Raw genomic sequence first — 12,245 nt, forward strand, 5'->3', positions numbered from 1 at the left:
AAGTGATTTAGTAAGGCATAATCTATGAGGCGCCTCTAGTTAGGCGCCTCTACTTTATGAGCGAAATTATTACCCTGTGTAAGCGAGTGAAAACGATTTGCCAGGCTAGTTGTAGCGTTCGCTAATCTCGCTCAACTTTGCATCGATAGCTTCCCGGCTCAACCATTGGCCTCTAACCAAAACACCTTGTAGATTTTTCAATGCGTGCGCAGATTCGAGTGGGTTGTCTTTCAAAAGCATAAAATCAGCGCGCTGATCGGCTTTGATGTGGCCGAAATTATCGTTATCCGCAAAATAATCACCGGCGGCAACAGTAGCTGAGTAATAGATCGCTTCTAGTGGCATGCCGGCTGCTTGCATTTTTTCGATTTCGTGGTGAATTGAGAATCCCGGAACGCTAAAGAGCTGTGGCGCATCTGTACCGAAAATGATGTTTGCATTGGCATCGTGCAGTGCTTTGAGCAAAAGCTGGCGATTTTGTTGTTGAATTTCCGCATGGCTTTGATTGAAATACGCCATGCTTGGTCGGTTATAATAGTTGAGCCAGTTTTGACGAACCGATTGGGGCACGAACATGAGCTCAGGATATTGTGCTAATTCAGCGGGATCTTCTGCGCCAATTAAGGTCGACCATAATGCTTGTGTTGGCACTATAGCGGTTTCATGGGTAAGCGTAAGATTAACTAGAATTTGCAATTCCTCATCGCTGATAGGGCGGTTCAGTGCATCCACATATTCAAGATAACCATCAAGATGATCAATGGTGCGTTGGCCTTCAGCGAGCGCATTTATGAGGCCAACATCGGCCGGAACATGGCCCGCAAAATCCATGCTTGCTTCCCGAGCTGTGCGCGCTAGAGCCTGGTACTCGGCAAGTGTTAAACCTGGGTGGATTTTTAGCAGATCCCAGCCATCGTTGTTCTGAGTTAACACGCGCCGAGTTGCATCCTCCGCTGATTCAATACTATTGCCATTAAAACTGGGCCCAGCCAGATAAAGAGTAGGGCCCATGCGCGTGCCATCGGCAATATCTGATTTTAACTGCAACTGATGTGGATAACCGAGCATGCCGCGAACGGTTGTTACGCCGTTGGCGATATATAAAAAGAGCATGTCATCAGCATAAGTGGCTGGCAGGTCACCGAAATCAGTGGCCGGTGGCACGTGGCCATGCATTTCTGTGAAACCAGGCAGGATATAGCTGTTATTACCATCGATTCGCTGAGTGCCTGTGGTAAGCGAAGGTAGTGATTGAGAGTCTATTACTAGAGCAATTCTATCACCTTGAATGACCACAGCTTGATTGCTGGAGATACGCGCATCACGCCCGTCCCATTCGATGACATTTACATTCGTGATCACCAAACTCGCATCCAGTGGTGTTTCACTTGCAGTATTCTGCGAAACACTCTGACAACCCACCAGAAACGAAGCAATAATTAGAAAAAAGAGAGAGCTAAGAAATCTATTCATTCAGAACACCGGTGCAGTTAACAAATTAGATTCAATTATCTTAGACTGCTGGCCCCTTATAAGCCAAACAAAAATCAGCTAAACACTGCACGGCAAAACACTGCACGGCAAAACATTGCGCTGCTACACAAATACCCGCCACACACATATCTGCTACACACATATCTGCTAGAGAACGCCTGATTTAATGTTGAAGTCGAGCTGATGGCGCAAGGAATGAGGTTGCAACTAGCTAGTTGCCATTATTACAACCATTGTGCTTTTTGCTTGCAGTAATGTAATGATGATACTCCCGTGCCGCATGCATGCCCTATAAATGCCGTAGCGCAAATTCTTAGTTGTGGTAAGTTGCAGTTAATCAATTGCACTCAAGTACTCAAGTACTCAAGTACTCAAACACTCAAGCAATTAAGCGAGCAAGTGAGTGAGTAAGCACAACAAGGAGTTGCTGCGGCATGAATATTAATAGCGAAAAAGTAAAACAATTACGCACGCAAAAGGGCTGGTCGCAAGAGCAGCTCAGTGAGTTTTGCGGTGTCAATTTAAGAACCATTCAGCGTTTAGAGAAAAGGGGCACGGCGTCACAAGAAACAGTGAAAGCCTTGGCCGCCGTATTTGCAGTCGATGCGCAAACATTTACGGCTTCAGACCAACCAGCTCCGAAGCGCGCGTTTACAATTATATTGAATACTCTGAAAGACTTTGATGATTTTCAAAGCCGCGCAGAGCGCTATGAATTTTGGTGGTTCTTTATTTTCTTTGTACTTGCTTTAGCGCTCGCTGAAACCATTCACTTGGCAGTGGCAAGCGCAGTAGCCATTATTCTTCTAATTCCCTTCCTTGCTGTTTCGACCCGCAGGCTCCGAGATGCCGGCCAAAGCGTCTGGTGGCAGCTCATGTACCTCGTGCCGTTTGGCGTGCTGCTTGTTCTTTATTATTTGGCGATGCCCAGTTTAAGAACTAAGAATAATTGATGCTCCTTGATTTCTAAAAAATCCAACCCTTGTGCTATATCTTTGTCATGGATATTCATGAGGGTAAAGATATGAAGGTGTTTCACCTGAGACTGAAAACTATAATTTGTGGACTGCTATTCACGCTATTTTGTAATCCAGCATTGAGTACTGAAGACGTTATGAAGCAAGCTGGACGGTGTGCTGTGAATTATCTGCAGGTTTCTCACGCATCGGCAGCCAACCGGGTGATCGTCGACTATGAGCAAATTGATGTGAGAGAACGTGCTTGGCATTTAATTCGAACTTATCAACTCAATCCCTCAATATCTGGAAGTGGGAATAATTTTGCGGTGGATCTCAATCGATTCGTGCAAGGTAAATCGAATTCCTTGCAGTTAGGAGTGAATGGAAACGTTGTTTTGTTTCCTGAGGCCTCAATAAAGGACGACCTTGATTCACAAGATAGAAGTGCTCAACTAAGTGCTATCCAAACATTGGCAGCATGCGATGATCTTTACGGATTCACGCCAAAGATAACGGCCATCGATTTAACCAGTGACTTTGACTGTGCTGTCTCATACTGGTTATTAGGAGCATTCAATCCTGCGCAGCGCGCAATGGCGTCGGAGCGTACGAGATTTGCTATGCGTAGACATATTCAAGTTAACCCTGATACGAATGCCGCGCAATTGGAACAACAGGTGTTGGCTGAAGGGCAAAGTCGTGGTCGCCGAATCCAGCAAGGGTTGGATTCAGCGAATGTTATTCAGGAAACGCTCGGCAGGTGCGAGTCACAATATGGGCTTGGACAATGAAGTGGTTGCTAGACTGGCGAGTCATTTCACTCTAAAGCCATTTTTCCAAATTCCTTTTGGTGTGAGCAGCGTATCAAGCTGTTCGAAAGGTGAGTCTTGTAGAAGCAGCATATCGGCGCGCATGCCGGGTGCTATCATGCCACGCTCCGGTAAGTTAAACGCCAGTGCCGGTTGTTGTGTTGCGGCGCTGAGCACTGTGCTCGCGGGTAACCCGGCTTCTTCAAGCAACATAAGCTCAATGATTAAAGACCAGCCGTGTGCGGTGTTCGGATTTGGCGCATCACTTCCCGCAAGCACTGAAATGCCGGCACTGTGGAGCTTTTTAGTCGTCTCGAGCAAGTTTGAATAAAAGTGCGCTGGGAACTCTGTGTTATTAAACGTTCGTGAGAGCGTTGCGCGGGCGGAGCGCTCTATATTTAAATCGTCGTTAGAGAATAAAGCACGTTCATTAATACTCCCGCGCAACATGCCCTCATAAACCACCATAGTAGGAATGACAAAAACGTGATTGTCCTGCATGAGAGCCACCAGTTCGTCACTAATCACTTCATCGAAGAAGCTGTGAACAAGGCCGTCGGCGCCGGCTTGAACGGCATCCATTGCCGATTGCGCATCGGAGATGTGTACTACCGCCATCAAATTTTGAGCATGCGCGGCTTTAATGGATGCTTCCAACTCAGATTTTGATATCGAGGGCGCATGTGCATAGCCTGCACCTTCGTGGGTGTAAACAATTTTAATAAAATCTGAGCCGGTATTGATGCGTTCAGAGATAAGTGACATCGCCTGATCGGGGTGGCTGAGTGTACTGACTTGAATGCCATATTGAGTACCATGACCTTGTGGAGCTGTTATAAGCAGACCCGCGCCAAATAGGTCTGCTTGGTTGGAAAACTCTCTATTGCTTCGTGTGGACTTATGTTGCGCAAGAAATCTCGGGTCGCCGAACATATCTAAAACGGTGGTGACGCCGCGTGCAAGGTTGTCCTCAAGCGCGCCTCCCCAAGCATGCACATGTGCATCGATAAGGCCGGGTATCACCCATTGATGGTTACCTTGGATGAACGCTAAGTCACTCTCGGGTTGAGCGTTATGGAGGGCAACAATCATGCCGTTTTGAACTTCAATGAATGAGGCTTCTACCACTTCTGTACCATCGAAGATCTGAACAGGTCCTAAAATAAAAGACTGCCCCTCTGTTTTGGGGTTATGAGCAGGCGTGGGTAGCAAGAGGAATACGGATATCACTGCAACCAACGGGAGTAAGAGAACGATTTTTTGTTTCATGGTTAAGTTCCTCAAATCTGAAGCGTGATTATTTGCTGAGTCTATGAAAGCGATAACGGGCAATGGCGATGAATAAGGCGGTAAATCCGATAAGCAAAAGTAAATGTAACCACACCGGTTGCTGTAAATCGGTGCCAATCACCTTGTGAGAGAGCTGTGCATAGTGAAACGCCGGTAGGGCATAAGCGAGTTTGCCTACAAGGTCTGGTAAAAACTGAATCGGTATCCAAAGCCCCGAAAGAAAAGCCATCGGTAAATAGATGAGATTTACGATTGCTGGCGCTGCTTTGTCAGATAGGTATAAACCAAGAATAAGTCCTATAAGTGCAAATGGAAGTGAGCCAACGATAAGCACTGCAAAAAGTATAATCCACTGCCATCGCCAAAGCTCAACATCGGCAAGCGTTGCGGCGACGACAAAAAGTATAATTGCAATCATTGCAGCGAATACGGTGCTACTGAATAATTTTGCCACCAAGTAAGCGCTAAAAGGCATAGGTGAAATGCGCTTTAAAGTAAGCCAGCCATGTGCGCGATCGCTGGCAACAGCGGTTGCGAAGTTAAACATGGCAGGGCCCATCATGCCAAAGCATGCGTAGGAAACCAGCATGTATTCACTTTGGGCAGCGCTAAAGTTAAAAACCACACCAAAGAAAATATAGAAAACCACGGGAAATAGAATCGCCGGTAGAAAAAATGCGGGCGTTCGCCACAGGCTCAGTAAGTCATAAAGACTCTCTTTTAAATAAACTTTGTGAATTTGCATTGAATTAGCGTGAGCCATGAGCTTGCTCCTTAATAAATGACAAATAGGCTTCTTCTAGGGATTGCTGATCGCCAATGACGGCGGCTAGGGTGTCTTCTTGCATGACTTTACCCTTGTGGATTATCGCGACGCGGTCTGCGAGTCGCTCGGCTTCCTCAATATAATGGGTGGTCAGCACAATGGCGCACCCTTGCTCCTTGAGCGCGTTAATTTGGCGCCACAGTAGATGGCGCGCTTCAATGTCCATACCGACCGTTGGTTCATCAAGGAAGAGTAAATCGGGCTTTCCGGCCAAGGCCAGTGCGAAAAGCACTTGTTGGCGTTGCCCTCCAGAGAGTTTGCCAAAGCGTTGATGAGCAATTTTTTGTAATGAAAAGATTTCTAGAAGTTCAGCGGGCGTATATCCGCCTGGATAATAACTGCAGAACAAATCGAGTTGCTCAAATACGGTGAGGTTGGCATTGGCCGAGCCGACTTGCATCATTACGCCGATTCGAGCCTTGAGTGACAAAGAGCGCTCTGAGTGCGTGGATACTTCGCCGAGAATTTCCATGTGTTCACAATTGAACTCATGCAAGCCAAGTGCGCAATGAAGGGTGGTGGTTTTGCCCGCGCCATTCTTGCCTAATACCGCAATTACTTCGCCTGAATATGCGCGAAGACTCACTTGGTTAAGCGCTAATTTTTTCCCGTAATATTTGGTAAGCGACCGAATATAGAGAGCCGGTTTTTGTGTTACTTGAGAAGCCATCAGTTCACGCCTTTTATTTGTTAAACATACTTGGTTGAATGCCAGTTTAGGGAGGGCTAAGGGCTGCCGGCAGTTGCAAATGTCAGCAATTACACATGACAACTGTCACTAGTGTTTAGTTGGGGCAGATCGCATAATGAGAATAGAATTATTTAGAGTGAGGCAAAAATGACCGCACAGAACACTCAAGATGAGCGCAAATACGCGTGGATTTATCTATTTAATTTAGGCTTCTACGTGTTGCCTCTGGTGCTTTTTCCTTATCCGCTCTGGGAAATTGCGGTGCTCGTTGTTGCGCTTATCGTTTTTGTGGGGCTGTATTTATATTGCTTTAATTTGCAGCCTGAGCAAATGCTGCTACCCATCCTCGCTATGTACTTTCTTGCTGTGGCTACCACGCCGCTGAATCCAGGTTCAGTCGCGCTATTCAGTTATGTTGGTTTTTTCGTGGGCTTCGCTTATCGATGGCCCATCGCACTTGCCAGTGTAATTGGTATTGTTGCAACTCTTGCAGTGTTTCAATTTGGTGTAGGTACACGTTGGGATTTGTTCTTCCATTATGGTGCTGTGATTGTAATTACGGTAGCCATTTTTGGGCGTGTAGAGCGTTTGCGGCAGCGCCATGCAGAGGCAGAGCGAAAAAGCCAAGAAGAAATAGAGCGCCTCGCAACGCGAGTGGAACGAGAGCGTATTGCTCGCGATTTGCATGATATTTTGGGCCATACACTCTCAAGCATTGTTTTGAAGTCTGATCTAGCGCAAGCGCAGTTGGCTAAGCAACAGTATAAGCAGGCAGGTGTGCAATTAGCCGAATTAAGTGAAATAGCGCGCGCAAGCCTCTCGCAAGTGAGGCAAAGTGTGTCTGGCTATAAGCATGGCGGATTGAATCTTGAGTTAAACCGGCTCGTACAGCGCCTCAAAGATGCAGGCTTTGACACTCAGATTTCGGGGCAACCGCCGGCTATGGATACAGAAAGAGAAACCGCGGTGGTGTTAGCATTAACGGAATTGGTCACCAATATTATTCGTCATAGCAAAGGGCAGCGCTGTGAGATTCACTTTGATGAAAGCGCCGATACCTACCAGATAAAGATTGAAGACAATGGCCCCTGCACAGACATAAGCACTGGAAATGGTTTGCAGGGAGTTCAGTTACGAATGCATGAGCTCGGAGGTTCAGTGAAGGTGAATACCCAAACGGGGTGCGCGGTATCGCTACTCTTTCCGAAGTTCATTGAGGGGCCGCTATGAAAATTCTATTAGCCGAAGACCAAGCCATGGTGCGTACCGCATTGGCCAGCCTGATGCAATTAGAAACCGACTACGAGGTAGATGAGGCGAGTGATGGCAGGGAAGCGAAAGAAAAGCTGCAACGTAATACTTATGATGTGTTACTCACCGACATTGAAATGCCACACCTCTCCGGTTTAGAACTTGTGCAATGGGTAAAACAAGCTCAGCCAGACGTGCGCTGCGTAATTATGACTACGTTTAATCGTGCGGGCTATATAAAAAGGGCTATTGACGCTGGCGTGAACGGTTTTTTGTTAAAAGATGCCCCGATAAAAGTGTTAATAAGCTCATTGCAGCAAGTGATTGCTGGGCAGCAAGTCATCAGCAACGAGTTGTTAATGCAAGCCATTGGACACCAAGATCCGCTCACCGAGAGAGAGCGACAAGCGTTGCGCCTTGCCGGAGAAGGTTTAAGCACACAAGTTATCGCGCAGAAGCTATTTATTGCCGAAGGTACAGCACGTAATTACCTCTCCGAAGCTATTAGTAAGATGCATGCGAGCAATAGAGTGGAGGCCGCCCGCATTGCGCATCAGAAAGGTTGGTTGTGAGCCTTCGCGTTTAGCAATTCATACAGTGCTTTGTCGTTCTCCTGACCAAGCGGCTGTGCAAGTTGGCGATGTGTTTCAACACCCGCAAGAGCGCACACGGCAAGCGTAAAAATAAGTACGATTTTCGTAATAAATCCTTATTTAGTGACTAAAGATTGAGCTTTACGTGGCGGGTCATATTTCTTTGAGAGTTTGGCGATGAAGAATGACCCAATAACTCCAGGCGCGAGCCAAAGGGCGGTTTGCATCCAGCCACTAGCGTTCAGTAACAAATTTCCACCAAACACGATAAAAGCCGTGTAGGCACCAATTCCAGACCCGAGATAGGCCCCCAAATGTTCACGCAACCAAGCCGTTGGAGACACGTTTTTGCGATAGATATAAATCAAGTTAGACACACCAATTACGAGCCCAAGTGCGCCAAATACAATGAGTAGAATGAGGTTGTTTAGGAGCCCAAAAGCGCTGAGTGCTAAGCCATTGATTGCAAGCACTCCGTTGATGGCTAGAGGTAAGGGGGTTTTCAGGCCATCACGCTTGCGTTTGTGCTCAAGCACTTGATTTCCGTGGATAATGGCGCAGTGAATTAAAATGCCAAGATGAATCAGAAACCAAGCAAAAATATAGGTTTGTTGTAATCGCACTTCTGTGAGGTGGGGAACCGCCGCAAGTTCAGGTTTTACGGCCGTACTGAACAAAAGCACCATTACGGAAGCAAAAATGCCAGTGAACGCAACCACATGCATACTGGAGCCATAGATATTGCCGAATTTTTTGTGATTTAAACCGCCTTTACGCGTAAGCACAGGCACCCAAAACAGGCAGAGAGCGAGTGCTCCAGCCAGTACGTGAATTGCTACAGTAAGTTGGTAGATGGTTAACATAATTGCCACTCCTCCGAGAATATAGGGGTGAAGAGCAGGCCTCTTTCACCTTGGAGGAAATTTTAGGTGGCAATGAAAATGCACGTTAGTGACAGAAGTCACAACTTTAAAAATGACTTTTGGCCTATTGGTGATTTACACGCTTGCTTGCATACTGAAGCAATGGAATTGAAAAAATTACAACTAAATGCTGATCGATTAAGCGGGATTGGCACCGTGCTGGTGGTGGCCGCTTTCGACTTATGGCTGTTGCTCTCAACGACCAACGCAACTACCTCAAGGCTTGCTTTGTTGGCGTTACTGTATGCAACTTTTACGGTTACATTCTTCATCAATACAAGCGACGAATTACCGCGCTCGAGATGGCTCCGGCACTTAATAATTGGTGGTCAATTTGTAGTAATTTGTTCAGTAATGTACACCACACCCAATATGTTTAGTGCTATTTTATTAGTGGTGTGGTCGGCGCAGCTCCCTTATTTTATGCCTGTTCGCTGGGCGCTTTGGCTCACGCCAATCTGGAGTTTTGTTGCGTGGAGCACGCATGCTTTGCGTTGGCAGCCCGACGGCATTGTCATTACTGGGGTGCTGTTCACTACGTTTAATGTGTTCGCGCTTATTATGATGGAGTCGCGGCGCAATGCAGAATTCCAAAAAGAACGGGCAGAGCAGGCGAATCGAGAGCTTATTGCCATGCAGTCACTGGTGAAAGAGGCGTCGCAACAGGAAGAGCGGTTGCGCATTGCCCGCGACATTCATGACCTTGTAGGCCATCATCTTACCGCGCTTTCCGTACAACTGCAGGTGCTGGCGCGCAAAGTACCTGAAGCACTGAACGTCGAAGTAGAGCGTTCTCGTACGATTTCGACATTACTGCTCGCAGATGTGCGTGTTGCCGTAAGCGAAATGCGTGAACATGAACAACTAAATTTGCGCGAAGCACTTGAGGCTCTGGTCAAAAATTTACCGGGCATTGAGGTTTCATTGGCATTTCCAAACAAAGTTGCGGTACTCAATTTAGAACAAGCGCTCGCAATTTTGCGCGGTGTTCAGGAAAGCGTGACTAATAGCGTGCGACATGGCAAAGCCACCCAGGTAGGAATTGAGGTGCAGCAATCCGAACGCGAACTTGTGGTGCGTGTTAAAGACAACGGTCAGAGCAGCAAACCGATCGAATTTGGCAACGGCCTGAACGGCATGCAGGAGCGGCTAAAAAGCTTCAATGGCACTGTAACCGTTGAGCGCCAAACGCGCGGCGTTTTGATTTGCCTCAGAATCCCGGTGGGTTTATGAGAACTTTGCATTCACCCGAAAAGCACCGAGTTATGTTAGTCGATGACCAAAAATTAATTCGACAAGGCTTAGCGAGCTTACTGTCGCTTTCAGCTCACATTGAAGTAGCGCATGAAGCTGCAGATGGTGAAGAGGCGCTTGCGCGGGCCAAAGCCCATGGCAGCGATATTGATATAATTCTGCTCGACTTAAGAATGCCGAAAATGAATGGTATTGAGCTTCTACAAGCCATGCGTACAGACAATATAAAAATTCCGGTTTTGATTCTCACCACCTTTGACGACCACAATATGCTTCTAGATGCGCTGAAAGCAGGAGCGCGAGGGTACCTACTTAAAGACGTAGAACTCGAAATGCTGGTGAGTGGTATTGAGCGAATAATCGCTGGCGAGTCAATGATTCAACCCACCATTACCACCTCGCTTTTAAACGGATTACAAGGTTTACATTCTGAATTTGAGGCATTTGACACACCAGAGGCGCTGTCCCCAAAAGAATTAGAAATACTGCGCCTCATTGCAGCAGGCTGTTCAAATAAGGAAATTGCGGAGGCCTTGTTTAAATCGGAAGGCACGGTGAAAAATCAAGTTAGTGCCATTATGTCGAAGCTTGGTGTACGAGACCGAACGCGCGCAGTTTTAAGGGCTATAGAGTTGGGGCTTATCGGGTTTTGTTAACGCTAAGGGAACTTTTTGCTGCTCTCTGTCACTAACTAGCTCCTCAGAATAACAAGTTCTAATCAGATGAAAGCTTAAGGTAGCTCGAATGAGGAAACGAGCTACAAAATATTAAATTGAGCGATGGGCCCTTAGTTCTTGTGAGGTTTTTGGGCAGCTTCGAAACTCCCCAGAAAAATATTCCTATACCGGCCCCTATAAGAACTAACTATACGCACTCGCGTATGAAAATTAACTTATATGCAAGTGCGTCTAAAATAAGATTTATATGAACTCACTTATAAAAAGAGCGCAATGAAAATTACTGATCCCAAATCATTATCAAACTACATACGAGATAAACGAAGAACTCGCGGCCTTAGTCAAGCAAAGGTTGGTGATTTAGTTGGGCTTAGGCAAGGAACGGTTTCTAAATTTGAATCAATGCCAGAGAAAATGCAGCTTGATACTTTGTTTCGTTTACTATCAGCTTTAGAGCTTGAGTTGTCAGTAAAACCTAAGAATAGCAATGACCTGAAGACTAATTCTAACTCTGTGTTGCCCGATGCCAAATGGAGTGAGGATTGGTAATGAATACACTCGCTATTTATATGAACGGCTACCGCGTAGGCTACTTGAGCCGAAGTGATTCCGGCGCTCAGGAAAAAACAGCCCTTCTAAAAATAGACAACGTATGGTGTATTCCAAAAGGTAACACCCCAACTACACACATCATCAAGCTTCCTGTTGGGAAGATTCAAAGCCATGATCACACGATTGACCTGACGGATAGCGTTGAGAATGAGATGTTGTGCCTAAGAATTGCAAAAGCATTTGGTTTTGATGCGCCCGCAAAGAACTTCTCTATACACATCGAGCCCCATGGTACCTACCGGTTAACACCGCTTTATGACATCATTTCTGCTCATACTGCAATTGGTGGAAACGGCCTGAATATTCCTGATTTAAAACTTGCGATGAGCTTGCGAGGGTCGAGTGGAAAGAAATGGCGTATCTACCAAATTTTTCGGCGGCATTTTTTAAATACCGCAAAAGAAGCTGAATTTAGCCCGAGCCGAATGAGCGAAATCATCACAACCCTATGCAATAAAGTGGATGATGTTATTGAACGAGTGAAAAATGATTTGCCGGATGATTTTCCGACGCGCGTTTCGACTCCTATTTTTGAGGGTATGCTTGAGCGTAAACGTCGACTTCTGATCGAATGAATCTACCCGATTGGTAACGTGAGTATTTTCAGCGAATAGAAGGTGTATAGAATACTCAGGCCTTACCAAAACTCACAACAGGTTTTAAGATAAAGGGAGTTAGGGATGAATACTTTACACGCCATTTATGAAACGTTGCGTTACCAATGCCGTACTTACGGCAGATATCTTTCACCGGCATTCCGGCCTCGGCTTCTTTTAAAATCGCCACAATCTGGCTTTCAGCCATGCGTTTGCTCATCGTAAAGCTCCTTTCTTTTAGTTTAAAAGAAATTCTACGAGTGAGCTGTA

The 12,245-nt window shown here is 46.3% G+C and carries 14 protein-coding genes; 8 read left to right on the forward strand and 6 right to left on the reverse strand.

The features are described 5' to 3' along the window. Nucleotides 1-105: 105 nt before the first annotated feature. On the reverse strand, nt 106-1,473 hold the full coding sequence (locus tag CWE08_RS01185; protein ID WP_126764839.1) for an amidohydrolase family protein: 1,368 nt from the start codon (nt 1,471-1,473) through the stop codon (nt 106-108). A 455-nt stretch (nt 1,474-1,928) separates the two neighbouring features. Here CWE08_RS01185 and CWE08_RS01190 point away from each other — a divergent pair, with 455 nt between their 5' ends. Together CWE08_RS01190 and CWE08_RS01195 are read left to right on the forward strand one after the other, a co-directional pair. Then, complete coding sequence (locus tag CWE08_RS01190) at nt 1,929-2,447, forward strand: DUF805 domain-containing protein (protein WP_126764840.1); 519 nt, start codon at nt 1,929-1,931, stop codon at nt 2,445-2,447. A 161-nt stretch (nt 2,448-2,608) separates the two neighbouring features. Then, nucleotides 2,609-3,244, forward strand: coding sequence for a hypothetical protein (locus CWE08_RS01195; protein ID WP_126764841.1), 636 nt, complete (start codon nt 2,609-2,611; stop codon nt 3,242-3,244). A gap of 21 nt (nt 3,245-3,265) precedes the next feature. On the opposite strand, the gene CWE08_RS01200 is transcribed toward CWE08_RS01195, so the two are convergent. Genes CWE08_RS01200 through CWE08_RS01210 form a run of 3 tightly spaced genes read right to left on the reverse strand, consistent with a single transcriptional unit; the run spans nt 3,266 to nt 6,048 of the window. Beyond that, a complete protein-coding gene (locus CWE08_RS01200) occupies nt 3,266-4,531 on the reverse strand; it encodes an amidohydrolase family protein (protein ID WP_126764842.1) in 1,266 nt (421 codons plus the stop codon). A gap of 28 nt (nt 4,532-4,559) precedes the next feature. Further along, the gene (locus CWE08_RS01205; RefSeq protein ID WP_241973798.1) at nt 4,560-5,315 is read right to left on the reverse strand and encodes an ABC transporter permease; all 756 of its coding nucleotides are present in this window, start codon (nt 5,313-5,315) and stop codon (nt 4,560-4,562) included. After that, nucleotides 5,302-6,048: an ABC transporter ATP-binding protein gene (locus CWE08_RS01210; protein WP_126764843.1), complete on the reverse strand. Its 747-nt coding sequence runs from the start codon at nt 6,046-6,048 to the stop codon at nt 5,302-5,304. The genes CWE08_RS01205 and CWE08_RS01210 overlap by 14 nt, the downstream gene beginning before the upstream one ends. Before the next feature lie 168 nt (nt 6,049-6,216). Between CWE08_RS01210 and CWE08_RS01215 the strand changes: the two genes are divergently transcribed. Both CWE08_RS01215 and CWE08_RS01220 read left to right on the forward strand, forming a co-directional pair. Further along, the gene (locus CWE08_RS01215) at nt 6,217-7,299 is read left to right on the forward strand and encodes a sensor histidine kinase (protein ID WP_126764844.1); all 1,083 of its coding nucleotides are present in this window, start codon (nt 6,217-6,219) and stop codon (nt 7,297-7,299) included. Beyond that, complete coding sequence (locus CWE08_RS01220; protein ID WP_126764845.1) at nt 7,296-7,892, forward strand: response regulator transcription factor; 597 nt, start codon at nt 7,296-7,298, stop codon at nt 7,890-7,892. The genes CWE08_RS01215 and CWE08_RS01220 overlap by 4 nt, the downstream gene beginning before the upstream one ends. 137 nt (nt 7,893-8,029) lie before the next feature. Here the strand turns inward: CWE08_RS01220 and CWE08_RS01225 are convergent, their stop codons facing one another. Then, on the reverse strand, nt 8,030-8,776 hold the full coding sequence (locus CWE08_RS01225) for a hypothetical protein (RefSeq protein WP_126764846.1): 747 nt from the start codon (nt 8,774-8,776) through the stop codon (nt 8,030-8,032). A 72-nt stretch (nt 8,777-8,848) separates the two neighbouring features. Here CWE08_RS01225 and CWE08_RS01230 point away from each other — a divergent pair, with 72 nt between their 5' ends. The 4 genes from CWE08_RS01230 to CWE08_RS01245 all read left to right on the forward strand — a co-directional run bounded on the left by CWE08_RS01230 (nt 8,849) and on the right by CWE08_RS01245 (nt 11,954). Then, nucleotides 8,849-10,069 carry a sensor histidine kinase gene (locus tag CWE08_RS01230; protein WP_241973815.1) on the forward strand — a complete coding sequence of 407 codons (1,221 nt, stop codon included), beginning with the start codon at nt 8,849-8,851 and terminating at the stop codon, nt 10,067-10,069. Further along, nucleotides 10,066-10,746: a response regulator gene (locus CWE08_RS01235; protein ID WP_241973799.1), complete on the forward strand. Its 681-nt coding sequence runs from the start codon at nt 10,066-10,068 to the stop codon at nt 10,744-10,746. Before CWE08_RS01230 ends, CWE08_RS01235 begins: the two co-directional genes overlap by 4 nt. 294 nt (nt 10,747-11,040) lie before the next feature. Then, a complete protein-coding gene (locus tag CWE08_RS01240; RefSeq protein ID WP_126764848.1) occupies nt 11,041-11,316 on the forward strand; it encodes a helix-turn-helix domain-containing protein in 276 nt (91 codons plus the stop codon). Beyond that, a complete protein-coding gene (locus CWE08_RS01245; RefSeq protein WP_241973800.1) occupies nt 11,316-11,954 on the forward strand; it encodes a HipA domain-containing protein in 639 nt (212 codons plus the stop codon). The genes CWE08_RS01240 and CWE08_RS01245 overlap by 1 nt, the downstream gene beginning before the upstream one ends. Nucleotides 11,955-12,009: 55 nt before the next feature. Here CWE08_RS01245 and CWE08_RS01250 read toward each other — a convergent pair whose 3' ends face one another. Next, the gene (locus tag CWE08_RS01250; RefSeq protein WP_126764849.1) at nt 12,010-12,195 is read right to left on the reverse strand and encodes a transposase; all 186 of its coding nucleotides are present in this window, start codon (nt 12,193-12,195) and stop codon (nt 12,010-12,012) included. Nucleotides 12,196-12,245: the final 50 nt, after the last annotated feature.

It is taken from the genome of Aliidiomarina iranensis (assembly GCF_003987135.1).
Classification (GTDB): domain Bacteria; phylum Pseudomonadota; class Gammaproteobacteria; order Enterobacterales; family Alteromonadaceae; genus Aliidiomarina; species Aliidiomarina iranensis.